At 67.1% G+C, this 25,142-nt stretch carries 27 protein-coding genes and 1 pseudogene; 6 read left to right on the plus strand and 22 right to left on the minus strand.

Annotation, left to right across the window (positions count from 1 at the left end; translation table 11 throughout):
- Positions 1-2 precede the first annotated feature (2 nt).
- On the minus strand, positions 3-311 hold the full coding sequence (locus CEX88_RS00505; protein ID WP_094292027.1) for a cytochrome P450 family protein: 309 nt from the start codon (positions 309-311) through the stop codon (positions 3-5).
- Between the two features lie 247 nt (positions 312-558).
- Complete coding sequence (locus tag CEX88_RS00510) at positions 559-1,299, minus strand: hypothetical protein (RefSeq protein ID WP_094292028.1); 741 nt, start codon at positions 1,297-1,299, stop codon at positions 559-561.
- Between the two features lie 73 nt (positions 1,300-1,372).
- On the opposite strand from CEX88_RS00510, the gene CEX88_RS00515 reads away from it, so the two are divergent.
- On the plus strand, positions 1,373-2,011 hold the full coding sequence (locus tag CEX88_RS00515) for a maleylpyruvate isomerase N-terminal domain-containing protein (RefSeq protein WP_094292029.1): 639 nt from the start codon (positions 1,373-1,375) through the stop codon (positions 2,009-2,011).
- A gap of 148 nt (positions 2,012-2,159) precedes the next feature.
- On the plus strand, positions 2,160-5,681 hold the full coding sequence (car, locus tag CEX88_RS00520; RefSeq protein WP_094292030.1) for a carboxylic acid reductase: 3,522 nt from the start codon (positions 2,160-2,162) through the stop codon (positions 5,679-5,681).
- A gap of 34 nt (positions 5,682-5,715) precedes the next feature.
- On the opposite strand, the gene CEX88_RS00525 is transcribed toward car, so the two are convergent.
- The 6 genes from CEX88_RS00525 to CEX88_RS00550 form a co-directional block, all read right to left on the minus strand.
- A complete protein-coding gene (locus CEX88_RS00525; protein ID WP_094292031.1) occupies positions 5,716-6,102 on the minus strand; it encodes a DUF1304 domain-containing protein in 387 nt (128 codons plus the stop codon).
- On the minus strand, positions 6,102-6,740 hold the full coding sequence (locus tag CEX88_RS00530; protein WP_094292032.1) for a hypothetical protein: 639 nt from the start codon (positions 6,738-6,740) through the stop codon (positions 6,102-6,104). The genes CEX88_RS00525 and CEX88_RS00530 overlap by 1 nt, the downstream gene beginning before the upstream one ends.
- 10 nt (positions 6,741-6,750) lie before the next feature.
- A complete protein-coding gene (ruvB, locus tag CEX88_RS00535) occupies positions 6,751-7,812 on the minus strand; it encodes a Holliday junction branch migration DNA helicase RuvB (RefSeq protein WP_094292033.1) in 1,062 nt (353 codons plus the stop codon).
- The gene (ruvA, locus tag CEX88_RS00540; protein ID WP_094292034.1) at positions 7,809-8,396 is read right to left on the minus strand and encodes a Holliday junction branch migration protein RuvA; all 588 of its coding nucleotides are present in this window, start codon (positions 8,394-8,396) and stop codon (positions 7,809-7,811) included. The genes ruvB and ruvA overlap by 4 nt, the downstream gene beginning before the upstream one ends.
- A complete protein-coding gene (gene ruvC, locus CEX88_RS00545; protein ID WP_064395616.1) occupies positions 8,393-8,959 on the minus strand; it encodes a crossover junction endodeoxyribonuclease RuvC in 567 nt (188 codons plus the stop codon). Before ruvC ends, ruvA begins: the two co-directional genes overlap by 4 nt.
- Positions 8,960-9,034: 75 nt before the next feature.
- Positions 9,035-9,343 carry a hypothetical protein gene (locus CEX88_RS00550; RefSeq protein WP_094292035.1) on the minus strand — a complete coding sequence of 103 codons (309 nt, stop codon included), beginning with the start codon at positions 9,341-9,343 and terminating at the stop codon, positions 9,035-9,037.
- A gap of 128 nt (positions 9,344-9,471) precedes the next feature.
- Here CEX88_RS00550 and CEX88_RS00555 point away from each other — a divergent pair, with 128 nt between their 5' ends.
- Entirely contained in the window at positions 9,472-10,701 is a 1,230-nt protein-coding gene (locus tag CEX88_RS00555; protein ID WP_066841365.1) for a mechanosensitive ion channel family protein, read from the plus strand.
- A gap of 7 nt (positions 10,702-10,708) precedes the next feature.
- On the opposite strand, the gene CEX88_RS00560 is transcribed toward CEX88_RS00555, so the two are convergent.
- The gene (locus CEX88_RS00560) at positions 10,709-11,041 is read right to left on the minus strand and encodes a hypothetical protein (RefSeq protein WP_094292036.1); all 333 of its coding nucleotides are present in this window, start codon (positions 11,039-11,041) and stop codon (positions 10,709-10,711) included.
- Between the two features lie 46 nt (positions 11,042-11,087).
- Between CEX88_RS00560 and CEX88_RS00565 the strand changes: the two genes are divergently transcribed.
- Positions 11,088-11,489 (plus strand): YybH family protein, encoded by a 402-nt coding sequence (locus tag CEX88_RS00565; protein ID WP_066841367.1) that lies wholly within the window; start codon positions 11,088-11,090, stop codon positions 11,487-11,489.
- Here CEX88_RS00565 and CEX88_RS00570 read toward each other — a convergent pair.
- Both CEX88_RS00570 and CEX88_RS00575 read right to left on the minus strand, forming a co-directional pair.
- Positions 11,486-12,244 carry a YebC/PmpR family DNA-binding transcriptional regulator gene (locus CEX88_RS00570; RefSeq protein ID WP_066841368.1) on the minus strand — a complete coding sequence of 253 codons (759 nt, stop codon included), beginning with the start codon at positions 12,242-12,244 and terminating at the stop codon, positions 11,486-11,488. The two genes, CEX88_RS00565 and CEX88_RS00570, sit on opposite strands and share 4 nt — an antisense overlap.
- A gap of 85 nt (positions 12,245-12,329) precedes the next feature.
- Positions 12,330-12,764: a hypothetical protein gene (locus CEX88_RS00575; protein WP_066841369.1), complete on the minus strand. Its 435-nt coding sequence runs from the start codon at positions 12,762-12,764 to the stop codon at positions 12,330-12,332.
- A gap of 81 nt (positions 12,765-12,845) precedes the next feature.
- Here CEX88_RS00575 and CEX88_RS00580 point away from each other — a divergent pair, with 81 nt between their 5' ends.
- Positions 12,846-14,057 carry an acyl-CoA dehydrogenase family protein gene (locus CEX88_RS00580; RefSeq protein WP_066841370.1) on the plus strand — a complete coding sequence of 404 codons (1,212 nt, stop codon included), beginning with the start codon at positions 12,846-12,848 and terminating at the stop codon, positions 14,055-14,057.
- A 60-nt stretch (positions 14,058-14,117) separates the two neighbouring features.
- Here the strand turns inward: CEX88_RS00580 and pdxT are convergent, their stop codons facing one another.
- The 3 genes from pdxT to pdxS are packed head-to-tail and all read right to left on the minus strand — an operon-like array spanning position 14,118 to position 16,470.
- Positions 14,118-14,708, minus strand: a complete 591-nt coding sequence (gene pdxT / locus CEX88_RS00585) for a pyridoxal 5'-phosphate synthase glutaminase subunit PdxT (protein ID WP_066841371.1) — start codon at positions 14,706-14,708, stop codon at positions 14,118-14,120.
- Complete coding sequence (gene tesB / locus CEX88_RS00590) at positions 14,705-15,541, minus strand: acyl-CoA thioesterase II (protein WP_066841372.1); 837 nt, start codon at positions 15,539-15,541, stop codon at positions 14,705-14,707. The genes pdxT and tesB overlap by 4 nt, the downstream gene beginning before the upstream one ends.
- 8 nt (positions 15,542-15,549) lie before the next feature.
- The gene (pdxS, locus tag CEX88_RS00595) at positions 15,550-16,470 is read right to left on the minus strand and encodes a pyridoxal 5'-phosphate synthase lyase subunit PdxS (protein WP_066841373.1); all 921 of its coding nucleotides are present in this window, start codon (positions 16,468-16,470) and stop codon (positions 15,550-15,552) included.
- A gap of 370 nt (positions 16,471-16,840) precedes the next feature.
- Between pdxS and CEX88_RS00600 the strand changes: the two genes are divergently transcribed.
- The gene (locus CEX88_RS00600; RefSeq protein WP_082961549.1) at positions 16,841-17,560 is read left to right on the plus strand and encodes a cysteine peptidase family C39 domain-containing protein; all 720 of its coding nucleotides are present in this window, start codon (positions 16,841-16,843) and stop codon (positions 17,558-17,560) included.
- Between the two features lie 7 nt (positions 17,561-17,567).
- On the opposite strand, the pseudogene CEX88_RS00605 reads toward CEX88_RS00600, so the two are convergent.
- The 8 genes and pseudogenes from CEX88_RS00605 to CEX88_RS00640 form a co-directional block, all read right to left on the minus strand.
- Positions 17,568-18,592 (minus strand): annotated as a pseudogene (locus CEX88_RS00605) (NUDIX hydrolase).
- On the minus strand, positions 18,592-19,779 hold the full coding sequence (locus CEX88_RS00610; RefSeq protein ID WP_066841374.1) for a glycosyltransferase family 4 protein: 1,188 nt from the start codon (positions 19,777-19,779) through the stop codon (positions 18,592-18,594). Before CEX88_RS00610 ends, CEX88_RS00605 begins: the two are co-directional and overlap by 1 nt.
- Positions 19,776-20,714: a phosphatidylinositol mannoside acyltransferase gene (locus tag CEX88_RS00615; protein ID WP_274381056.1), complete on the minus strand. Its 939-nt coding sequence runs from the start codon at positions 20,712-20,714 to the stop codon at positions 19,776-19,778. The genes CEX88_RS00610 and CEX88_RS00615 overlap by 4 nt, the downstream gene beginning before the upstream one ends.
- Entirely contained in the window at positions 20,711-21,388 is a 678-nt protein-coding gene (gene pgsA, locus CEX88_RS00620) for a phosphatidylinositol phosphate synthase (protein ID WP_066841375.1), read from the minus strand. The genes CEX88_RS00615 and pgsA overlap by 4 nt, the downstream gene beginning before the upstream one ends.
- A complete protein-coding gene (locus tag CEX88_RS00625) occupies positions 21,385-21,972 on the minus strand; it encodes an ATP adenylyltransferase (RefSeq protein ID WP_064395353.1) in 588 nt (195 codons plus the stop codon). The genes pgsA and CEX88_RS00625 overlap by 4 nt, the downstream gene beginning before the upstream one ends.
- The gene (gene thrS, locus CEX88_RS00630) at positions 21,969-24,023 is read right to left on the minus strand and encodes a threonine--tRNA ligase (protein ID WP_094292037.1); all 2,055 of its coding nucleotides are present in this window, start codon (positions 24,021-24,023) and stop codon (positions 21,969-21,971) included. Before thrS ends, CEX88_RS00625 begins: the two co-directional genes overlap by 4 nt.
- Before the next feature lie 77 nt (positions 24,024-24,100).
- Positions 24,101-24,520 (minus strand): TIGR02611 family protein, encoded by a 420-nt coding sequence (locus CEX88_RS00635; protein ID WP_094292038.1) that lies wholly within the window; start codon positions 24,518-24,520, stop codon positions 24,101-24,103.
- Positions 24,517-25,134, minus strand: coding sequence for a PaaI family thioesterase (locus tag CEX88_RS00640; protein ID WP_094292039.1), 618 nt, complete (start codon positions 25,132-25,134; stop codon positions 24,517-24,519). Before CEX88_RS00640 ends, CEX88_RS00635 begins: the two co-directional genes overlap by 4 nt.
- Positions 25,135-25,142: the final 8 nt, after the last annotated feature.

Here is a 25,142-nt window from a genome sequence, read left to right on the forward strand (position 1 = left end):
GATTAGAAAACCCTGACGCCGATCAACGTGGAGACGAATCGGTAGATGTCGTCGACGGTCAGTTCGGTGCCGTCGACCTCGACGTCGATCAGGTTGGACAACAGGTCGTCGGTCGGCTTCCAGCAACGCTCGCCGATCTTGACGTCGATGTACTGATACAGCGCCTCTTCGTCGTGGGGCGTCATCGGACCGCTGGCCAACCGCGCGAACAGCGGCCAGTCCTCTTGCGGGAAGCCGAACGCCTCGCAGACTGCGGTGGCCGAATTCTGGCGCGCGCCAATGGAATCGGTGATACCAGGCCTGTCGGACATGGTTGGTCTCCTGACAAGATTTCAAGTCACTATCGAACGCCGTTGCGCGGAATCACCGGGAGGCGCACGTTGAGCGGATTACATAGTCAGGCTAGCTTCTGGCCAGGCCGCGGGCAGTCATGCACGTCACAGGGAGGCGGTGAAACTCATCGCTTGAGCGGACATTTGGGATCTACGTCACCCGCATAGCCCATGGCACGCGAAACGCCCCACAACCTGTGTGGGGCGCTTTGCGATCCGCTAACGCTTACCGGTGTGCGAGCTTGCCGCCACGGTGGCCGCGAGAGCGGAACCTGTCGAGCAAGCCGCGGCGACGCGGTTGTTGTGCGGCCTCGGCCGTGGGTCCGATGACCTCGGTTCGCTGCTCCGCCATTGCCGGCTGCCCGGCGGTGTGGGGAGTGTGACCGGCGACCGGAGCGGGGTCGGCCGCAGCAACCGGAGCGGCAGTGGCCGGCGCGTGTTCGTCGGCGACGGTGTGTGCGGCCACTGGACGATCCGCCCACTCCACGTCGCGCACGCTTCGCACCGAGATGCGGCCAAGCGCCGCTGCGCCCAGGAACACGATCAGCGCGCCCAGACCGTAGAAATACGTCAGCTCCAGCGCGATGCGCTTGCCCTCGGTGGCGGCGACCGGTACACCCGCGTCACCCATACCCAGCGGGCCGGCCATAGCGCGGCCGATGATGAACCACACGCCACCTGCCACGGCGAGCCAGCCGCCGAGCGAGGCCGTCGCACGGTTTCGTGACATCAGCAGGAGCAGGCCGCCCAATACGGTCACCACGCCCGGCAGTACCTCCAGCCAGCCTCGGCCGGTGGTCCACGTCCAGGCCTGGTCGGGGCTGTAGGCGAAGTTGAACAGGGGCCCGATGAAGGGAGCCAGTGCGCCCCACGCGCCCAGCAGGATCAGCAGGAATCCACTCGTGGCGCCGCGACTGCGCGGCATCCGCAGACGGCCACCGCGGGGGTGTACACGCGTATCGGTCATGATGCCTCCTTGGTTGTACTGCGTGATTACCCAGGCTGGCGATCTGTAACCCGTCGTTGGCTAGGTTGGCGCCATGCGACTCGACGGTGACTTCGACGGTGACTCGGCCCGCCGCGTCCTGGCCGACGCGTGGGAGCGCTGGGCACGACGGTGCGAACAGTTGACGGCGCAAGAGTGGTCGACATCGACGCGCTGTGAGGGTTGGAATGTGGCCGCGCTGCTCGCCCACGTCTGTCCCGAACCGTCGATGTTCGACCGTCTCACGGGAGCAGTCGTCGACGGACCCGCTGCCGTCACAGATGCGGCGACAATGCTGCGCCGCTTCAACGAACCCGACGGTGTCGCCAACACCGACGCCGGAAGCGTTGCCGAGCAAGCGGTTTCGGAGGCTGCGGCGCTGACCCCGCGCACGGCCGCCCAGCGGTTCGTCGAAAGTGCCCGGGTTCTGCGTGACACGCCGATGTCCGCCGAGACGACGATCGCGTATCCGGTCGTCGGCAGCACGACGCTGGCAGTCGTCGCCGAGACCGCCCTGATGGAGGCGACGGTGCATCTGCTCGACCTCGCCGATGCGGTCGGCGGTGTCGAACCCTCGGCGGCGGCGTTGTGCGCCGCCCGGGACCTCTTGATCTGCGTGCCCGATGCGCTGTCAGCGGTCGAGGTGCTTTCCGGCCGCGCCGCCCCCGAGAGGGCGATACCGGCGATTCGCTGACCAGGCACGTCGAACCCGCACAGGAAGCGCTGCCGGTTTTCACAGCGAGCTCCCAGCCACGCCGGGAATAGTTTTTATATCGCTTATCGATGTTTTTGGTGGACGCAATGGCGCGCCCTGCAGTCCACGTTCGTCCGAAGGATTTCTTATGACGACTGATACCCGTGAGGCGCGACTCGAGCGCCGTATCTCTCATTTGTTCGACACCGACCCGCAATTCGCCGCTGCGCGCCCTCTGGTGAAGATCGCGAACGCGATCGAAGAGCCCGGTCTGCCTCTCCCCCAACTGGTCCAGACGATCTTCGACGGCTACGCGGACCGGCCCGCGCTCGGTGAGCGCGCCGTCGAGTTCGTCACCGACCCGGTGACCGGCCGCACCTCCGCACAGCTCCTTCCGCGCTTCGACACCATCACCTACCGCGAGCTGTCCGAGCGTGCCGCAGCCGTCGCCGCCGCGCTGAACCAGGCTCCGGTCCAGCCCGGTGACCGCGTGGCCATCGTGGGCTTCACCAGCGTCGACTACGTGACCGTCGACTTGGCGCTGATCCACCTGGGAGCGGTCTCGGTGCCGCTTCAGACCAGCGCGGCGGTGGCGCAGTTGCGGCCCATCGTCGCCGAAACCGAACCTGTCGCCATGGCGTCGAGTGTCGACTTCCTCGACGACGCGGTCGAGGTGATCGCCGACGGCCATGTCCCACAACGCCTGATCGTGTTCGACTACCACCGCGAGGACGACGGCCACCGCGCGGCGATCGATGCCGCGACGGCTCGCCTCGACGGAACCGGCGTGCACATCGAGACATTGACCGACGTCCTCGCTCGCGGCCGTGCGCTGCCCGTTCCTCGGCCCGCCGACCTGGCCCCCGACGACCTCGCGCTGCTGATCTACACCTCGGGCAGCACGGGCGCACCCAAAGGCGCGATGTACCTGCGCGAGATGGTGGCGAACTCCTGGCGTCGCTCGAGCATGGCCATGTGGGGTGGCGGCCCGGCGCTTCCGTCGATCACGTTGAACTTCATGCCGATGAGCCACGTGATGGGCCGCGGCGTCCTTTACGCCACGCTGGGCGCCGGCGGTACCGGGTACTTCGTTGCCAAAAGCGATCTGTCGACACTGCTCGAGGACCTGTCGCTGGTGCGTCCCACCCAGCTGAGCTTCGTCCCGCGGATCTGGGACATGATGTTCCAGCGATTCCAAAGTGACGTCGACCGCCGCACGGCGGACGGTGTCGATCGCTGGGTTGCCGAGACCGACGTGTTGGCCGAGTTCCGGCGGCACCTGCTGGGCGGGCGGTTCATTTCCGCGATGACGGGGTCGGCCCCCATCTCGCCGGAGATGAAGGAGTTCGTCGAATCGCGTCTGGACCTCCACCTGACCGACGGTTACGGATCCACTGAAGCCGGTTCGATATTCGCCGACGGTCAGGTCACCCGCCCGCCCGTCATCGACTACCGACTGGTCGACGTTCCCGACCTCGGCTACTACCGCACCGACCGCCCGTATCCGCGCGGCGAACTGCTGGTCAAATCGGAGACGATGTTCCCGGGTTACTACAAGCGTCGGGAGATCACCGCGTCGGTGTTCGACGCCGACGGCTACTACAAGACCGGCGACATCGTCGCCGAGGTCGGACCGGACCAGTTAGTCTACCTCGACCGGCGCAACAATGTGCTCAAGCTGTCCCAGGGTGAATTCGTCACGGTCGCCAAACTCGAAGCGGCGTTCGGTACCAGCCCGCTGATTCGCCAGATCTTCGTGTACGGCAACAGCGCTCGTTCCTATCTGCTGGCGGTGATCGTGCCGACCGAGGATGCGCTGGCGCGTTACGGCGGTGCTGACCTGAAGCCCGCGATCACTGAATCCCTGCAGGAGGTCGCCAGGACCGCCGGGCTGCAGTCCTATGAGATCCCCCGCGACTTCATCGTGGAGACGACGCCGTTCACGCTCGAGAACGGTCTGCTCACCGGGATCCGCAAACTCGCGCGCCCGACGCTCAAGAAGCACTACGGCGATCGACTCGAAGCGCTCTACACCGAACTCGCTGACAGCCAGGCCGCCGAATTGCGGGGACTGCGTCAGCACGGCGCCGAACGGCCCGTCATCGAGACGATCAGCAGGGCCGCGGGTGCCCTGCTCGGCGCCACCGCGACCGATCTGCAGCCCGACGCGCACTTCACCGACCTCGGCGGTGATTCCTTGTCGGCGTTGACCTTCGGCAACCTGCTGAACGAGATCTACGACATCGAGGTGCCCGTCGGCGTCATCGTCAGCCCGGCCACCGACCTGGCCGCGCTCGCCGCCTACATCGAATCCGCGCGTGAACCGGGTTCCAAGAGGCCGACATTCGCGTCGGTGCACGGCCGCGATGTCACCGAGGTCCATGCGAGTGACTTGACGTTGGACAAGTTCATCGACGACAGCACCGTGGCCGCAGCGCCCGCCCTACCGGGGCCGAGCACCGAGGTGCGCACGGTGCTGCTGACAGGCGCGACCGGCTTCCTGGGCCGCTATCTGGCGCTGGAATGGCTCGAGCGGATGGCCATGGTCGGCGGCACGGTGATCTGCCTGGTCCGTGCGAAGGACGATCGGTCGGCGAGGGACCGGTTGGACCGGACGTTCGACTCGGGAGACCCCGAATTGCTGCGGCACTACCGGGGATTGGCCGCCGATCATCTCGAGGTCATCGCCGGGGACAAGGGTGAGGCCGACCTCGGGCTGGATCGTCAGACGTGGCAGCGGCTCGCCGACACCGTGGACCTGATCGTCGATCCGGCCGCATTGGTCAACCACGTGCTGCCCTACAGCCAGCTGTTCGGGCCGAACGCCGTCGGCACCGCCGAGCTGATCCGTATCGCCCTGACCACGAGGATCAAGCCGTTCGTCTATGTGTCGACGATCGGCGTCGGTGCGGGCATCGCGTCCGGACAGTTCACCGAGGACGGCGACATCCGGCAGATCAGCCCGGTACGCAGGCTCGACGACAGCTACGCCAACGGCTACGGCAACAGCAAGTGGGCCGGTGAGGTGTTGCTGCGCGAGGCCCACGATCTGTGCGAGCTGCCGGTCGCGGTGTTCCGGTGCGACATGATTTTGGCCGACACGACACACGCCGGTCAGCTCAACGTGCCGGACATGTTCACGCGCTTGATCCTGAGCCTCGTCGCGACCGGCATCGCGCCGCTCTCGTTCTACGAGGTCGACGAGGACGGCAACCGCCAACGTGCGCACTACGACGGGCTTCCCGTCGAGTTCATCGCCGAGGCCATCTCGACGCTGGGTGCGCAGGTCGGCCACGACGGCGGACCGGGTTTCGAGACGTACCACGTCATGAACCCCTATGACGACGGCATCGGGCTCGACGAGTTCGTCGACTGGCTGATCGATGCGGGGTATCCGGTCGAACGCGTCGGTGACTACGCCACGTGGCTGCCGCGATTCGACACCGCGATGCGCGGGTTGCCCGAGCGGCAGCGACAGGCATCGCTGCTCCCGCTGCTGCACAACTACCAGCGGCCGGAGACCCCGATCCAGGGTTCGATTGCCCCCACGGAGCGGTTCCGCACGGCGGTGCAGGATGCGAAGATCGGTCCGGACAAGGACATTCCGCATGTGACGCGCGAGGTCATCGTCAAGTACGCCACCGACCTGGAGCTGTTGGGGCTGCTGTAAGACGACGGTGAGCGTGCGTTCGACGCTACGCGCGCTACAGCGTGACGGCCACCGCCAACAGCACGATCGCGATCAGCGGGAAGATGCCCTGGGTGAGGGCGGCTTTCGCCTTGTCCGGTGACGACAGCAACAGCACCAGCGCCGCCGCCAGCATCGATCCGACACCGGCGAAGATCAACGCGATGCCTACCCAGTTGTAGCCGATGCCGCCGATCACGATTCCAGCGAGCGTGATGATGGCCAGAAAGAGGTTGTAGAAGCCCTGGTTGAAGGCCAACTTTTTGGTGGCCAGCGCTTCTTCCTCGGTGAGACCGAACGTCGCTCTGGTGCGCGCCGACGTCCATGTCAGCGACTCCATCACCCAGATGTAGATGTGCAGGAGGGCGGCCAGTCCCGCGAAGAACAATCCGACGAAACCCATTACGCGACCACGCTTTCCACTCGTACCACCGGCGGAACGGCCAACATCACCAGACCGGTCAACGCGATCCAAACCACCGCGCTGTATGCACCGGGCAGACCGATCCAGGTGTGCAGCAGTGGTGGGATCCCGAGCACCGCAAGAAACGCCGACCACTTCGGCAGCACGCCGGTGCGCCACACGATGTAGGCGGTGGCGAATATCAGTGCGGCCGAACCGATATGGCTGTAGTGATAAAGCCATACCGCCAGGCCGAGGAACGGCTGCGAGTACGACGTCACGGTGAGGTCGTCGAACCGCACGATGGCGGCGGGCACGGCCACCTCGGCGGCCAGACCGGCCGCGGTCAGTGCGAAAAACACCGTCCCACCGATCGCCGCGGTGTACACCGCACCCGTCGGCCCGGCGGCCGACCGGAGCGTCGACACGAGCACGGCGAGGAAAAGCAGGCCGAACAGCAGATGCAGTAGCGGAAGCGTGCCGTTCAGCGTGAGAAACGTTGCCGCGCTGTCGAAATAGGCGCCCAGCCCGTCGGCGTCGTTCGGCGTCTCCGGCGAGCCGACCAGATACGCCGGTACCACCACACCAGCGCAGGCCACGCCGAGCAACCCGCCCAGCCTGATCGTGCCGCTGCCCATTGCCGCCTCCTCAGTCGAAAAGTCCCACCTGCCCCAGACCGGTGACTCCGCTCGGCGGGGTCAGGCCGAGGTGCGTCCAGGCCTGCGCGGTGGCCACCCGTCCCCTCGGCGTGCGCGCGATCATCCCAGCGCGCACAAGGAACGGCTCACACACCTCTTCGACGGTCGTCGCCTCCTCGCCGACCGCGACCGCCAGCGTGGAGACACCGACCGGTCCCCCGCCGAAACTACGTGTCAGCGCGGACAACACCGCGCGGTCGAGGCGGTCGAGGCCGAGTTCGTCGACGTCGTAGACCTCCAGCGCCGCCTTGGCGATATCGCGGGTGATCACGCCGTCGGCGCGGACCTCGGCGTAGTCGCGGACCCGGCGCAGCAGCCGGTTGGCGATGCGCGGTGTGCCCCGCGACCGGCGCGCGATCTCTGCACCCGCGTCGGCGCCCAACTCGATACCGAGTATCCCCGCCGAACGCGCCAACACCCGCTCAAGTTCGGCGGGCTCGTAGAAGTCCATGTGGGCGGTGAAACCGAACCGGTCACGCAACGGCCCCGTCAGCGCACCCGAGCGGGTGGTCGCCCCCACGAGCGTGAACGGAGCGACATCCAGCGGAATCGACGTCGCGCCCGGGCCCTTCCCGACCACGACGTCAACGCGGAAGTCCTCCATCGCCAGGTACAGCATCTCTTCGGCAGGCCGGGCGATGCGGTGGATCTCGTCGATGAACAGCACGTCGTGCTCGACGAGGTTCGACAGCATCGCGGCGAGATCACCGGCACGCTCGAGCGCCGGCCCGGACGTCACCCGCAGCGAGGAGCCGAGTTCGGCCGCGATGATCATGGCCAGCGATGTCTTGCCCAACCCGGGCGGCCCCGACAGCAGGATGTGATCCGGTGTGCCGCCGCGGTTCTTGGCGCCCTCGATGACCAGTTGCAGTTGCTCGCGGACGCGCGGTTGCCCGATGAACTCGTGAAGCGACCGCGGCCGCAGGCTTGCGTCGATGTCGCCCTCGCCGACCGTCAGCGCGGGCGAGACCTCGCGCTCGTCGGCGTCGTCGTCGTCGGTGAATCGGCTCATTTGTTACCCAGCATCGACAACGCCGCCCGCAACGCGGTCGACTGATTGGCTTCGGGGTCGTTGGCCAACACCTTGTCGGTGGCTTCTTCGGCCTGTTTGGCCGCGAATCCAAGTCCAATGAGCGCTTCCACCACCGGGCCACGCACCGTATGGCCCGTCGCGGTCGCCGCACCGGACGGCGAGACGGCGCCCACCTTGTCGCGCAGGCTCAACGCCATCAACTCGGCGGTCTTCTTGCCCACCTTGGGAATCCGGGTCAGCGCGGTGATGTCGGCGTCGCCGATGGCCTGGCGCAAGGTCGGCCCGTCGTACATCGCCAGCGCGCCCAGCGCGATGCTGGGACCGATTCCGGACACCCCGAGCAGGGTGAGGAACAGGTCGCGGGCGTCGCCGTCGGCGAAGCCGTAGAGCGTCTGGGAGTCTTCGCGCACGATCATCGCGGTGATCAGCCGCGCCTCGGCCCCGCGGCGCAGGGTGGCCAGCGTCGACGGGGTGGCCATCACCTTGTAACCGACCCCGCCCGCCTCGATCACGACGTGGTCGAGTGCGATGTCGAGAACCTCACCGCGAACGGATGCGATCATCGTGCCGCCCTCGCTTTCGCCTTGAGCGTGGCCTTGTACTTGCGTTGTTGTTCGGCGGCCAGCGCCTCGGCCGCCGCCATCCGGGCGATCATCGGTGCTCGCCAACAATGGCAGATCGCAAGGGCCAACGCGTCGGCCGCGTCGGCGGGTGTCGGCTTGGCCTGCAGCGCAAGGATTCTGGTCACCATCGCGGTCACCTGCGCCTTGTCGGCGTTGCCGTTGCCGGTGACCGCCGCCTTCACCTCGCTGGGTGTGTGGAAGTGCACGTCGATGTCGCGGCGCGCGGCCGCGAGCGCGATCACTCCGCCGGCCTGCGCGGTGCCCATCACCGTGGAGACGTTCTGCTGGGAAAAGACCCGTTCGATCGCGATCACGTCGGGTCTGTGGGTGTCCATCCAATACTCCACGGCCTCGCTGATCGCCAACAGCCGCCGGTGCAGCGGATCGCCCGACGGGGTGCGGACGACGTCGACATCGAGCGCGGTGACCTGCCGACCCGTACCGCCCTCGATGACCGACAGGCCGCAGCGCGTCAACCCGGGGTCGACTCCCATCACCCGCACGTCCGGCCCTTCTGTGAACACTTGTTCGAGAGCTTAGCCGCCCGGAGGCTCGCCACTCGGCAGGGACACGCCCGCTCAGATCACGAACTGACCGCCGCGGCCGCCCGCGGTGATCTCCAGCGCGATCTCGCTCATACGGCGCTTCGACCTGCTCCACCCGCGGACGAGTTCGCGGCCCACCTGATGCCCGTCGCGCTCGACGGTGATCACCCAGCGCACACCACAGACCTTGCCGAGCAACCAGAACGGCCACAGCACCACAAACAGTGCGCCGACGAGAATCTCCAGCCAGCCGAACATCAGGTCGAGGGCGTCGCCCGGGAACGGCCACCACCGTCTGCTGATCTGCCACTCGGTGCCGAATGTGTCGCGTACCACTGCCACCCGCCAATTGTGCTTGTGAGAAGGCAGAATCCGCGTTCGACGCCCCGAAGCCGATGTTTCCTCACGCGGCAACAGGGCTACCGTCGATTGAGGACCTGATCCCGATTCGTGGAGTTGACCTCATTCCCATGCCCGACGAGACCGAACTGCAGACCGCAAGCAACCTCGCCGTCACCCTTGCCTGGGCGGCCGGAGCGATCGCCGCCGTGTACGTGTTCGGGGTGGTGCTGACCTGGGTGATGGCACGCGTCAGTCGCCGCAGCGCGCTGATCAAGGACATCGAGGTGCTCACGCGCAAACCCGTGCGCATGCTGCTGATGGTGATCGCGGCGACGGTCGCGGTGCGACGGACGTCGGAGACCACGGACTCGTGGCGCGGGTGGGTGGACCACTGGCTGCTGATCCTGATGATCGTCTCCATCACCTGGCTGGTCACGGGCTTTGTCCGCGTCGCCGAGCGGCGCATGATCGCCCGGTACGGCGGGGGCGGTGAGGAGATCTCGGACGCCGACCGGCTGTGGCGCCGGGTTCGGACGCAGGTGACCGTGCTGCGCAGGCTGGCGATCGCGGTCGTCGTCATCCTCGGCGGTGCCGCGATTCTGATGACGTTCCCGTCGTTCTCCGACATCGGCACCACGGTGTTCGCCTCCGCCGGTGTGTTGTCGGTGGTCGCGGGCCTGGCCGCGCAGACGTCGCTGGGCGCGGTGTTCGCCGGAATGCAGATCGCGTTCTCCGGGGCGATCCGCGTGGGCGACATCGTCCAGCTCGAGAACGGTCAGTGGTGGGGCCGCATCGAGGAGATCACGCTGACCTACGTCGTCGTGCGGATCTGGGACGAGCGCCGGCTCGTGTTGCCGTCCACCTATTTCACCACCGAGCCGTTCGAGAACTGGACCCGCAGCGCCACCGAGATCATGGGCACCGTCGAGTTCGACGTCGACTTCAACGTGCCGTTCAACGACATGCGCGCCGAGTTGGACCGGCTGCTGTCCGAAAGCGACCTCTGGGACGGCCGGCGCGGCGTCCTGCAGGTGACCGACGCGGTCGGCGGTGTGGTCCGGGTGCGCGTCGTGGTCAGCGCACACAACGCCGGTGCGCTGTACGACCTGCAGTGCACGGTTCGCGAAGGCTTGGTCGACTGGGTGCAGCGCACCGGCGGCGTGGTGCCGATCCACCGCATTCAGCCCGCCGAAGCGGCTCCGGCACCAGAGATCGGTGGCGACGTCGCCGGCGAGACCAAGCGCGTGGCCGCGGGGATGTTCTCCGGCAGTCCCGAAGCCGAGGAGCGGGCCAAGGCGTTCGACCACACCATCGACTGCGACGACGACGAGCTCGTGCGGTCCAACGGCAGGGGCTGAGCGCGCATCAGGACGCCGCGGGCTGCTCGACCGGATCGATCGGGTACGTACCTGCCTGCACGGACGCCGCGATCTCGTAGATGCGCTCGCCCGACCGGCGCCAGCCGCGCACCCGTTCGCGTCCGACCCGCTCGCCGTCGCGTTCGATGACGATCTTCCACGACACGCCGAGCCACTTCAGCAACAGCCAGAGCGGCCACATCACCATGAACGGCAGGACGAGCAGAAAGATGAACGCGTCCAGTGTGGAAAACCCGGTCTCCCATGGGATCGTGCGCCACCACCAGCGCCGCACCGTCACCGTCTCCCCCTCGGGATCGGTTACCGTCACCCTGGCCATACCCGCGGCCTCCGCTCGTTGAAGTCGTCATCCCGATAATGAGCCAATGACGTTCAGCGGGCACGCCGAAGACAGACAACTCATCCGAGAGCGCCTCGAAATCTACAGCGACGCAGTCATGCGCAAGGACCTCGACGCGTATCTGGCGTGCTGGACCGAGGACGGCCGCAGAACCGGTTCGGGCGGGGAGTGCCGCGGCAAGAGCGAACTGCGCGACCACTGGGACGGCATCTTCGGAGCCATCGAGCAGATGGCGTTCTTCACCCAGATGGCGTCGCTGACCGTGCGCGACAACCGGGCCGACGCACGGTCGTACTGCCTGGAATTCATGAAGTTGCGCGATCAACCGGGCCGCAGACTGGTCGGCGAATATGTCGATGAACTGGTGCGCGTCGACGGGAACTGGCTGTTCGCCCATCGCCACTACCGCGTGGCGATGACGATCTAGTCCTCGGCGTCGAGTTCGGCGGCGACCTCGTCGGGGATATCGATGTTGGTGTAGACGTCCTGGACATCGTCGAGGTCTTCGAGCGCGTCGACCAGCTTCATGATCTTGCGCGCGCCGTCGGCGTCCAGCGGCACCGTCACCGAGGGCACGAACCCGGCTTCAGCGGACTCGTAGTCGATGCCAGCATCCTGAAGCGCCGTGCGTACAGCAACGAGATCGGTTGGCTCACAGATGATCTCGAAGGAATCACCGAGGTCGTTGACGTCCTCGGCCCCGGCGTCGAGCACCGCCATCAACACGTCGTCCTCGGTGAGGTCGTTCTTGTCGAGGGTGACGACGCCCTTACGCGAGAAGAGGTAGGACACCGAACCCGGGTCGGCCATGCTGCCGCCGTTGCGGGTCATCGCCACGCGCACTTCGCCGGCCGCCCGGTTGCGGTTGTCGGTCAGACATTCGATCAACACCGCAACGCCGTTGGGCCCGTAGCCCTCGTAGGTGATGTTCTGGTACTCGGCGCCGCCGGCTTCCTCACCGCTGCCCCGCTTGCGGGCGCGTTCGATGTTGTCGTTGGGCACCGACGACTTCTTGGCCTTCTGGATCGCGTCGTACAGCGTGGGGTTGCCCGCCGGGTCGCCGCCGCCCACACGCGCCGCGACCTCGACGTTTTTGATCAATTTGGCGAACATCTTGCCCCGGCGGGCGTCGATGACGGCTTTCTTGTGCTTGGTGGTGGCCCACTTGGAATGGCCGCTCATGCAGGTAGTACCTCTCCGTGCGCTTTCGTGCGCCAAGTTTTCGTGCGCTGAGTCCGCCCGACGAGTCTACGTGGACGTATGCGCCCTACCGAACCGCGTCGGGCGACGTCAGCGCGATGACGCGGTAGCCGACGGCGGCCGGCCAGCCGATGTGACCCTGCACGTGCAGTTGCAGCCACGTGGGTGTGCCCGACGGGTCGTCGGTGAAGGTCACGGCCGCGTCGACGATCGCGCCGGTCTCGCCGGAGGCCTGCAGGACCACCGACACCGTCAACGTCGCGCTGCTCAGCGAGGCCCGGTTGTACGGGAGGCTGTCGGGAAGAAAGAACGACGCCGAGAAGTTCGGCGTCCGGATGCCTTTGGGAGCGTTCGGTGCTCTGCGCAGTGCCAGACCCGACACGAGAGGTTTGCCGTCGAACCACGCGGTTCCGGTGTACTCGGTGTGCCGCGCGTTGCTTCCATTTGAGAGCGTGACCAGGGTATCGATGCGCGGTTGCGGCTCGACCTCGACCATCGTCATCGCGGCGTCCCCGTTCTTGCCGGCGCTGTTAGGTCTGCCACAATACTTCGCCGCTATCTTACTCCGCAGTAAGATAGCGGCATGTCCTTCTCGCTTGAGCTCTCGCCGGATCTCGTCCACGTCCGGGACTGGGTGCACGAATTCGCCGCCGACGTCGTCCGCCCTGCCGCCGCGGAGTGGGACGAACGCGAAGAGACGCCGTGGCCGATCATCCAGGAGGCCGCGAAGGTCGGCCTGTACTCGATGGAGTTCTTCGCCGAGCAGGCCGGCGAACCATCCGGTCTGGGCATGCTCGTCGCGTTCGAGGAGATGTTCTGGGGTGACGCCGGTATCGCGCTGTCGATCCTGGGCACCGGCCTGGCCGCGGCGTCACTGGCCGCCAACGGCACCCCCGAGCAGATGGGCGAATGGCTGCCGCAGATGTTCGGCACCGTCGACGAGCCGAAGGTCGCGTCGTTCTGCTCGTCGGAGCCCGGCGCCGGTTCCGACGTCGGCGCCATCCTCACCCGCGCCCGTTACGACGAGGCCAAAGACGAGTGGGTGCTCAACGGCACCAAGACCTGGGCCACCAACGGCGGTATCGCCGAGGTGCACATCGTGGTCGCGTCGGTGTACCCCGAACTCGGTACGCGCGGGCAGGCGACGTTCATCATCCCGCCGAACACCCCCGGCTTCCGGCAGGGCCAGAAGTTCCTCAAGCACGGCATCCGCGCATCGCACACCGCCGAGGTGGTGCTCGAGGACGTGCGCATCCCCGGCGGCCTGATCGTCGGCGGCAGGGACAAGTTCGAGGAGCGCATCGCGCGGGTGCGCGAGGGCAAGAGGGCCAAGAGCCAGGCCGCGTTGGCGACGTTCGAGCGCACGCGGCCCACCGTCGGCGCCATGGCGGTCGGCGTGGCTCGCGCCGCTTATGAGTACGCGCTCGACTACGCCGGTCAGCGCGAGCAATTCGGCCGCAAGATCGGCGAATTCCAGGCCATCGCATTCAAGTTGGCCGATATGAAGGCCCGCATCGACGCCGCCCGCATGCTGGTCTGGCGGGCCGGCTGGATGGCGCGCAACGGCAAGGCGTTCGAGAATGCCGAGGGTTCGATGGCCAAGCTGGTGGCCAGCGAGACCGCGGTCTACGTCACCGACGAGGCGATCCAGATTCTCGGCGGCAACGGCTACACCCGCGAGTATCCGGTCGAACGGATGCACCGCGACGCCAAGATCTTCACGATCTTCGAGGGCACCAGCGAAATTCAGCGCCTGGTGATCGGCCGCGCGGTCACCGGCCTCGAAATCCGCTAACCCTTCTGGCGATTTGTGCACCGTTAGGAGCGCTCACCGCTCCTCAGTGTGCACAAATCGCTACTCGGAGAGCATCGAGACGAACAGTTTGTGGATGCGGCGGTCGCCGGTCATCTCCGGGTGGAAGGCCGTCGCGAGCCGGTTGCCCTGCCGCACCGCGACGATGTGACCGGCGGCCTCGGCGAGCACCTCGACCTCGGGTCCGACGCGTTCGACCCACGGTGCCCGGATGAACACGGCGTGCACCGGCCCGTTGACGCCGCCGAAGGCGATGTCGTCTTCGAACGAGTCGACCTGGCGGCCAAAAGCGTTGCGCCGCACCGTCATATCGATCCCCTTCAGCGGCGTGGCCTCCCGGCCCGCCGACCCGGCATCCAGAATCTCGGAAGCCAGCAGGATCATCCCCGCACACGAGCCGTACGCGGGCATACCGGCGGCCAGGCGCGAGCGCAGGGGTTCGAGCAGATCGAGTTCGCGCAGCAGGTGGCTCATCGCCGTGGACTCCCCGCCGGGGATCACCAGCGCGTCCACGGCCTCCAGTTCGCGCACCCGTCGCACGGTCGACGCCTCCGCCCCGGCCTCGCGCAGCGCCGCGAGGTGTTCGCGGGTGTCGCCTTGTAGCGCAAGGACACCGACGTGCGCAGTGCTCACGGTGTGTAGTCGCGCTTGAAGCGGGTCAGCCCCTCCTGCATGACCGCCGCCACCATCTCGCCGTACTGGTTGAAGATCTTGCCCTGACACAACGACCGGCCCCCGGAGGCCGATGGTGACGACTGGTCGTAGAGCAGCCACTCGTCGGCGCGAAACGACCGCATGAACCACATCGCGTGATCGAGCGAGGCCACCTGCAGATGCTTACGCTCCCCGGCGTGGTGCACCTGCGCAGAACCCAACAGCGTCAGATCGCTCATATAGGCCAGCGCGCAGATGTGCAGAACATAGTCGTCGGGCAGCGGATCGCGATGACGGAACCACACCTGCTGCTGAGAAGCCTTGCCGGGCAATCGGGTCAGCTTCTCCTGCGGCACGATGCGGACGTCCCACTCGGCGAATTGGTTGAAGCCCGCGTCGTCGAACGCCTTGATCTCGGTCAGTCCCGGGCAGTCGTCGGGTGGCGGCGCCACCGGCATCGCGTCCTGGTGTTCGATCCCGCTCTGGTCGGTCTGGAAGGAGGCCGACATCGAGAAGATGGTCTCGCCGTGCTGGATCGCGTTGACGCGGCGGGTGATGAACGACCCGCCGTCGCGCAGCCGCTCGACGATGTAGACCGTTGGCGCCTTGGCATCGCCCGGGCGCAGGAAGTAGCCGTGCAGCGAATGCACCTGAAACGTCGGGTCGACCGTGCGCACCGCAGACACCAGCGACTGGCCCGCCACGTGTCCGCCGAAAGTGCGCTGCAGGAACCCGGATTCGGGGCTGAACACGCTTCCCCGATAGATGTTGACCTCGAGCTGTTCGAGATCGAGGATTTGTTCGATCGCCATTCGGTCGGTTACCAGCCGCGTTCGGCGAGCCGGTGTGGCGCTGCGACACTCTCCACGTTGATGCCGACCATCGGCTCACCCAACCCGCGCGACACCTTGGCCAGCACGTCGGGATCGTCGTAGAACGTGGTGGCCTTGACGATGGCCGCGGCGCGCGCTGCGGGGTCGCCGGACTTGAAGATGCCCGAGCCGACGAACACGCCCTCGGCGCCGAGTTGCATCATCATCGCCGCGTCGGCCGGGGTCGCGATGCCGCCTGCGGTGAACAGTGTCACCGGCAGCTTGCCTGCCCGAGCCACCTCGACGACCAGGTCGTAGGGAGCCTGCAATTCCTTGGCCGCGACGTACAATTCGTCCTCCGACAGCGACGTCAGCCGACGGATCTCACCGCCGATCTGACGCATGTGGGTGGTCGCGTTGGACACGTCGCCGGTGCCGGCCTCGCCCTTCGAGCGGATCATCGCCGCGCCCTCGGTGATGCGGCGCAGCGCCTCGCCGAGGTTGGTCGCACCGCACACGAACGGCACGGTGAACTTCCACTTGTCGATGTGGTGGGTGTAGTCGGCCGGAGTCAGCACTTCGGACTCGTCGATGTAGTCGACGCCGAGGCTCTGCAGAATCTGTGCCTCCACGAAGTGGCCGATGCGGACCTTGGCCATCACCGGGATGGTGACCGACGAGATGATCCCTTCGATGAGGTCGGGATCACTCATGCGCGCGACGCCACCCTGAGCGCGGATGTCGGCGGGCACCCGTTCGAGCGCCATGACCGCCACCGCACCGGCGCCCTCGGCGATCTTGGCCTGCTCGGGAGTGACCACGTCCATGATCACGCCGCCTTTGAGCATCTCGGCCATGCCGCGCTTCACCCGGGCTGTTCCGGTGTGGCCAGAGCCGTTGTGATGCGAGCCGTTCGCTGCGGTCTCCACTGCTATCTCCTCCGAATTGCTACCGATCCAGTGTAGTGGGGCCGCCAAATCAATTGAATCCGCAGTTCGCGGACGGTGACTTGCGAACCGCTGCCGTGACGGCTCCCCCACCGGGAATCAGTTCAGGTGTCATTGTCTCATCACACCGGCGATAGCCGACAATCCAGCAGCGCCCGAGTGACCCACGCTGCGTGGGAGAGACCTGAAGCCGCACGATTCGGCCGCGGCGTCACCTGACGTCCACGCCCCCCGCTGTACATCTCCGATGCGCTGACGCCGGCGATCCGTGGACGATAAGCTCCCCCCGCGAAGCTGGGAGCCGACTGGCTGTCCGCTGAATCCGGGTCCAAGGAACGACAGGAGCGGCCAGATGACGAGCACTCCCATCGGGTTCACGTCGCTGGTGGCCGCGCTGACACTGGGCGTCTGGGGGGTCGGCGCCGTGGACGTCACGCACGAAGTCGCGTTCGCCTCAGTGGGGACACCCGGTGTCGCGGAGAGTCCGATGCTTCCGACGGAGATGCACGGTGACCCCGACGAAGCGAGCAATTACTGGAGCCAGCAGAACTTCCAGGACTGCGGCCTGATGGCGGTCGCCACCGTCGTGGGCCTGAGCACTGGGAAGGCACCCACCGAGCAGGAAATCGTTGCGGTGGCCTCGAACCTCAAGAGTCCCGGCAGCGACCGGCCGATCTACACACCCCCCAATCCGAACGATCCGAACTCGGACAACGGAACCGACTCCGACGACCAGGTGCTTCTCCTGAAGCACTACGGCGTCAACGCCACCGCCACCGACGATGATCTGGCCGCCCAAACCGGCTTGGCCACCGGCATTCCCGCGCTCATCACATACCTCGACAGCGGACGTCGACTGATCGCGGGCGTCAACTCCGAGACGATCTGGGCGGAGGACGGCAGCCACACCGACGACGACCACTCCGTCGTCGTGAGCGGTGTGGACCCGGAGGCCGGAATCGTCTACCTCTCCGACAGCGGGAGCGAGGACGGCGACGGCGAACAAGTGCCCATTGACGTCTTCGAGAAGGCGTGGGCACCCGGGGCGCACGATTTGATCGTGGCCGGCTGACGACCCGTCAGCGAATCTGCACTGTCGGCCCCGCGGGGCGGGTCGGCCCGTCGGCCAGAACGGCGGCCTGATCGAGCAGTTCGCCGAGTTGCAGCGGGTAGACGGTTTCGCCACCGGCAACCAACTCTTGAATCACCGTTCCATCACACCAGCGGTAGCCGTGGATCATGCGCCGTTCCAGCGCTGTGTGACCGCCCATCGTCGGCTCGAATCGTGTTGTGCGGTGCACGAAGAACAGCTCTTGGCTGCGGATCACCGAACCGTCGAACTCGAAGACCGCCTGCCGCCGCCATAGCGGGCCGACCAGGTCGGCGGCGGCCACCCGCAGACCGGTCTCCTCGCCGACCTCCCGTGCTGCGGCGGCCGCGAGTTCCTCCCCCGCCTCAACAGCACCGCCGACGGTGAACCACCAGCGCGGTGCGTCGGGCAGCGCCGGGTCCGAACCGCGAAACAGCAGCACGGCGCCGGCCTCGTCGAGCAGAATCACCCGCGCCGACGTGCGCCAGCTCACCTCCGACCGCCCTCCGGTACCGTCTCGGGCCGCTCGACGATCTCGAAATATGTTGGCAGCGCGGCGGTTCCACCGAGCCGCAACATGCGCACCACCGGCCGTTCGCGCAGGGCGAGCGTGTCGCGCACCGCGTCGTTGTGGAATCGCCTGGCCAGCACCACCCGCGCTTCGGCGTCGGCCAGTTCGGCGACCAGAGCCTGCGGCACGGACCCCGGATCCACCTGGGCCAGCGCCGCGGACAGGTCGTTCTCGGCGCCCTCGCGGGCAGACCTCGGTGCCCGTTCGGCGGCGTCGGCCAGCACGGCCAGCCGGGTGGCTTCCGGCCCGTCACCGTAGGCATCGACGGCCACGGCGCGGGCGACGACGGCGCGGCGGGCCAATGCTCCGTCGAGCGCCTGCCAGGACAGGTCGTATCGCACATGCAGCCGGTCGAGCCGGTTGGCGGTCTGCAGCGCCCACGCGCCGACCGCCAGGATGACCACGACCAGCACCGCCAGCGTGATCACGACGATCCAGGTGATCACCGGACGCCTCCGGTCGCCTTCCTGGTCCTCGCCGTCGCCGTGGCCTTGGCTGAGCTGTCACCGCCGGAAACCGTCACCGTGGTGCCCGACCCGGAGACTGTCTCATACACCCGCATGATCTGTCGGGCCACCACCGACCAGTCGTAGGGCCGGACGGCGTGGGTCGCGGCGGTGACGTAGCGTTCGCGCACCGCATCGTCGGCGAGCACCTCGATCAACCCTTCGGCCAGCGCCGCCGCGTCGTCGACCGGGACGAGGCGGCCGGCCCTCCCATCGTCGAGCACCTGCCGAAACGCGTCCAGGTCGCTGGCGACCACGACGGTGCCTGCGGCCATCGCCTCGACGAGCACGATGCCGAAGCTCTCGCCGCCGGTGTGGGGGGCGCAGTACACGTCGGCACTGCGCATCGCCGACGCCTTGACCGCGTCATCGACCTGACCGAGAAAGCGCAGATGCGAGGCGAGGTCGCCGGCATCGTCACGCAGTTCGTCCGCGTCTCCGCGACCGACGACGAGGATCTCGACGTCGGGGAACCGTTCGACCAGTGTGGGCAGTGCGCGCAGCAGCACGGCCATGCCCTTGCGCGGTTCGTCGAAGCGGCCCAGGAACAGCACCGACCTACCCGGGCGGGGATAGCCGTCGAGCAGCGGCGCGGACGCGAACGCCCCCACATCCACCCCGTTGGGGATGACGACGGCATCGCTGCCCAACGCCTCCATCTGCCAGCGGCGGGCCAGGTCCGAAACCGCGATGCGCCCGACGATCTTCTCGTGCATCGGCCGCAGGATCGGCTCGAACACGGTCAGCGTCAACGACTTTGTGGTCGACGTGTGGAAGGTCGCGATGATCGGGCCCTCGGCGATGTTGAGGGCGAGCATCGACAGGCTGGGGGCGTTGGGCTCGTGCAGGTGCAGCACGTCGAAGTCGCCGTCGGCTAGCCACCGCTTGACCAGGCGGTGTGTGGCCGGTCCGAACCGGAGGCGTGCGATCGATCCGTTGTACGGAATCGGCACGGCTTTGCCGCCGGAGACGACGTAGTCGGGCAGATGCGCGCCAGGCGACGAGGGGGCCAGGACGCTGACGTGGTGGCCCAGCCCGTGCATCACCTCCGCCAGCTGCAACACGTGCGATTGCACTCCGCCCGGCACATCGAATGAGTACGGGCAGACCATGCCGATCCTCACGGGCTGGCCTCCAGCCTCGCCCGTCGCTCCGCCGACAGGTCGGCCAGCCACTGCGGTTGCATCATGTGCCAGTCGGCCGGGTGGGCGGCGATGTTGCGGGCGAACCGGTCGGCCAACGCCTGGGTGATGACGGTGACGTCGCCCGATGACGTGTCGATCTCGGGAAACACGCGCATGCCCCACCCATCGCCTTCGAACCAGCAGTGCACCGGGAACAGTGCCGCCCCGGTCTCGATGGCGAGTTTGGCCGAGCCCGCGGGCATGCGCGTGGGTTCGCCGAAGAAATCGACCTCGACCCCGCTGCGGCTGAGGTCACGGTCGGCCATCAGGCATACCGGCCGGTTGTCGCGTAACCGCTCGGCAAGCACCTCGAACGGCGGCCGGTCACCGCCGGTCAGCGGGACGACTTCGAATCCCAGACCCTCCCGGTACGCGACGAAGCGGTTGTACAGCGACTCGGGCTTGAGGCGTTCGGCCACCGTGGTGAACGTGCCGTAGTTCTGGGCCAGCCAGACCCCTGCCATGTCCCAGTTGCCGCTGTGCGGCAGCGACAGCACCGCGCCGCGGCCGGCGTCCAACGCGGCCCACAGCAGGTCGACGTCGTCGACGACGAGTTCGCGGGCGATCGCCTCGTGGTCCATCGTCGGCAATCGGAAAGCCTCCCGCCAGTATCGGGCGTAGGAGGCAAGCGAAGCACGAATCAGGCCGTCGGGCACCTGCTCGGGCGGTACACCGACGACACGGGCCAGGTTCTTGCGCAGCTGTTCGGGCCCACCGCCGCGCGCCGCGAAGTGAGCACCGGCATCAAATGTGTTGCGTGCGAAGAATTCCGGCATCGCGCGCACCATCCGCCAGCCCGTCGCGTACCCCCAGTCCGCCAACCGGCCACCCAGCGGGTTGGCAATGGCCGACGGTCCCGAGGGGCTGGTCGTCACGGCTCGTCCGCCTCCGGTTCGTCCCCGCCCGCGTCGGTGGCCTCGGGTTTGGCGATTCGGTCCATCGCTCCCGGTGAGGTCCGCACGCTGTGCACACGCTGACCCAGCGTCACCAGGCTGGTCACCGCGAGCACCCACATCGCGATGTGCAGCAGCCACACCACCCCGAACAGACCGGATAGTCCCGCACCCAGCAGCACGATGATCAGCCGCTCCGGACGTTCGATCAGACCGCCCTCCCCCGACAGTCCGCTGGCTTCGGCCCTGGCCTTGATGTAGGAGATGACCTGCGAGGTCACCAGGCAGATCGCCGTCGCGACCACCAGCGATGCGCTCTGCAGCCCGAACGCCGCCCACCACAGCAGCCCGCAGAAGATGGCGCCGTCGCTGATGCGGTCGCAGGTGGCGTCCAGCACCGCCCCGAATCGGGTGCCTCCGCCGCGCTGGCGGGCCATCGCACCGTCGAGCATGTCGGCCAGCACGAAGAGCCACACGACGAACGAGCCCCACCACAGATGACCGATCGGGTACAGCGTCAACGCCCCCAGCACCGACCCCGCGGTGCCCAGAATCGTGATGCTGTCCGGGGTGAACCCCGCGCGCAGCGCACCCTTGGCAATCGGCGTGCTGATCTTCTCGTACGCCGCGCGGGTCATCAGGTAGAAGTTGCTCACTGCTGTCTCGCCCACTCGGTGGCCAGCAGTTCACGGGTCTCACGCAGCAACTGCGGCACCGCTTTCGAGCCGCCGATGATCGTGATGAAGTTCGCGTCGCCGCTCCAGCGGGGGACCACGTGCATGTGCAGATGGTCGGCCAGCGAGCCGCCCGCGGACTGGCCCAGGTTGAGCCCGACGTTGAAACCGTGCGGGTGAGAGACCGACTTGATCACGCGAATCAGCTTCTGCGTGAACGAGATCAGCTCGAAACTCTCGTCGGGGTTGAGGTCCTCCAATTCCGACACCCGTCGGTAGGGCACCACCATCGAGTGCCCCGGGTTGTACGGGTAGAGGTTGAGCACGATGTAGACGGACTCGCCGCGCGCGACGACCAGTCCCTCCTCGTCGGGCATCGTGGGGATGTCGGTGAACGGCTGGCGGGACTTGCCCGAACCCGCCGACCCGCCCTTCATGGGCGCTTCGGCGATGTAGCTCATCCGGTGCGGCGTCCAGAGCCGCTGCAGATGGTCGGGGTCGCCGGCGCCGCGGTCGACCACCGTGTGCTCGTCGATGCCGCTGTCGGCTTGCTCTTCGGCGCTCACTTGGCGGTACCCGCCTCGAGCAGTTCGGCTGTGGGAGCGGCGTTTCGACGGCTGGCGATCCAGTCGGTGATCGCGGCGACGGCCTTGTCGCGCGGTACACCGTTGATCTGCGTGCGGTCACCTAAGCGGAAGCTGACGGCGTCGGCTTCGACGTCGCGGTCCCCCGCCACCAACATGAACGGCACCTTCTGGTTGGTGTGGTTGACGATCTTCTTGGCCATCCGGTCGTCGCTGGCGTCCACCTCAACCCGGACACCCTTCATCTTCAGTTGCGTCGCAAGGCCATTCAGGTAGGGAACGTGGTCGTCGGCGACGGGGATGCCGACCACCTGCACGGGCGCCAGCCACGCCGGGAAGGCTCCGGCGTAGTGCTCGGTGAGGATGCCGAAGAACCGCTCGATCGAGCCGAACAGCGCGCGGTGGATCATCACGGGTCGCTGTCGCGATCCGTCCGCGGCGGTGTACTCCAGCTCGAAGCGCTCCGGGAAGTTGAAGTCCAGCTGAATGGTCGACATCTGCCAGCTGCGGCCGAGCGCGTCTTTGACCTGCACCGAGATCTTCGGGCCGTAGAACGCCGCGCCGCCGGGATCGGGCACGAGGTCGAGCCCCGAGGCGGCGCCGACCTCGGCCAGCACGTTGGTGGCCTCCTCCCACAGCTCGTCGGAGCCGACGAACTTCTCGGGGTCCTTCGTCGACAGCTCGAGATAGAAGTCGGTCAGGCCGTAATCGGCGAGCAGGTCGAGGATGAAGTGCAGCAGTGAGGTCAGCTCGTCGCGCATCTGTTCGCGGGTGCAGTAGATGTGCGAGTCGTCCATCGTCAGCCCGCGCACCCGCGTCAACCCGTGTATGACGCCGGAGAGCTCGTAGCGATACACCGTGCCGAATTCGAAGAGACGCAACGGAAGTTCGCGGTACGAACGCCCACGCGAGCGGAAGATCAGGCAGTGCATGGGGCAGTTCATCGGCTTGAGGTAGTAGTCCTGGCCGGGTTTACGCACCGTGCCGTCGGGGTCGAGTTCCGCGTCGAGATGCATCGGCGGGAACATGCCGTCGGCATACCAATCGAGGTGGCCGGAGATCTTGAACAGCTCGGCCTTGGTGATGTGCGGGGTGTTGACGAACTGGTAGCCGGCCTCGATGTGCTTGCGCCGCGAGTAGTCCTCGAGCTCACGGCGGATGATCCCACCCTTGGGGTGGAAAACCGCCAGCCCCGAACCGATTTCGTCCGGGAAGCTGAACAGGTCAAGCTCGGCGCCGAGCTTGCGATGGTCGCGGCGTTGCGCCTCCTCGATGAGCTCGAGGTGCTTGTCGAGCGCCTCCTGCGACTCCCAGGCGGTGCCGTAGATCCGCTGCAGGCTGGCGTTGTTCTGGTTACCGCGCCAGTAGGCCGCCGAGCTGCGGGTGAGCTTGAACGCCGGGATGTATTTCGTCGTCGGGATGTGGGGACCGCGGCACAGATCGCCCCAAACACGGTCGCGGGTACGGGGATTGAGGTTGTCGTAGGCGGTCAGCTCGTCCCCACCGACCTCCATCACGTCGGGGTCGCCGGACTTGTCGTCCACCAGCTCGAGCTTGTAGGGCTCGTTGGCGAGTTCTTCGCGCGCTTGGTCTTTCGACTCGTAGACGCGCCGGGAGAACAGCTGGCCTTCCTTGACGATCTGGCGCATGCGCTTCTCCAGCGCAGCGAGGTCTTCGGGCGTGAACGCGCGCTCGACGTCGAAGTCGTAGTAGAAGCCGTCGGCGATGGGCGGACCGATGCCGAGCTTGGCCTGCGGGAAGAGGTCCTGCACGGCCTGTGCGAGCACGTGCGCGGTGGAGTGCCGGAGCACGCTGCGGCCGTCGTCGGTGTCGGCGGCCACGGGAGTCACCTCGACGTCGGTGTCGGGCGCCCACGACAGATCGCGCAGCCGGCCCTCGGCGTCGCGGACGACGACGATCGCGTCGGATGCGCCCCGGCTCGGCAGGCCCGCCTCGCGCACCGCCTCCCCCGCAGTCGTCCCGGCAGCGACCCGGATCGGGGCTGCTGGGGTGCGGTTGGTGGCGGCGCTCATCGGTGACTCTCCAATTTCATTGTCAACAGACTCGAGGACGCGACCATGCTATCGGTGCCCACCTGCGATCGGCCCCGTCAGGATCCGATGCCCAGAGGGCTCTGAAGCAGCTTGTGCTCCAGCCCGACGAGGTCGCCGAAGAAGTGGACCGCGCCCAACAGCCACAGCGTGGCGAACACCACCAGCGCGGTGAACACTCCGCCGATGATCTGGACGATGCTGTGCTGACGATGAAACCAGTCCATCGCCTTGTCGTAGCGCTCCTTGGCGTAGCCCAGCAGGCGTCGCGCCCACTCGAACTCGGTGGCCAAGATGCCGAGGCCGACGAAGACGATCGCCCAGCCCGGGCCCGGGTACGGGATGGCCAGGATGCCCAGCCCGAGGACCACGGCACCGACGACGCCCACCCCGATGCGGTAGGCGAAGTTGATCGAGCGACGGTCCCGGACCCGGTCGCGCCACCGCCCAAGACGCCGTTTCACCTCGGCGGCGTTCACGGCTGACCCGGTTTGAGTTTGACGAACAGCGCCTGTGCCTCGGCAAGCACGGTGTCGCTGTCGAGCAATCGCCCGGAGACGAAGATCTTGCGGCCTTCGATCCGGTCGATCCCCGCCTGCACCTGGAACTGCTTCTCGACGTGCGCGATGTGCCGGTAGTCGATGTGCAGGAATGCCGTGCGCTGGGCCCTACTGCCGCTGAGCTTGAACGCGGTGAAACCCAGCAGGGCGTCGAACAGCTGCGCGACGCTGCCGCCGTGCGCAGCCCCGTTGCGGCCGAGGTGGAAGCGGCGAAACTCGGTGGTGCCTTCGATGCGCTGATCGTCGGTGACGTGCACGTCGAGCGGGATCGACAAGATGTTGCCGCGGTTGGGCAGGTCCAGCCGTCGGCCGGAGGGTGAGGACCATTCGTCGGCGTAGTAGGGGGCGAGCAGCTGCGAGACCTTCTCGATCTGGTCGGCGGCTTCGCTGATGACATCGTCTGGGGCGTCGGCTGCGCGGGCATGATCCTGCAACGTGCGGACCGCTTCGATGAAACGTCCGTAGTCGGGTCCACCGCTATCGGTGGCGACCGGCGGATTGAAGCCACCACCGGGCGGCCGCTCAGAGCTCACCCGTCCAC

The organism is Mycobacterium neumannii (assembly GCF_002245615.1).
GTDB classification, from domain to species: Bacteria; Actinomycetota; Actinomycetes; order Mycobacteriales; family Mycobacteriaceae; genus Mycobacterium; species Mycobacterium neumannii_A.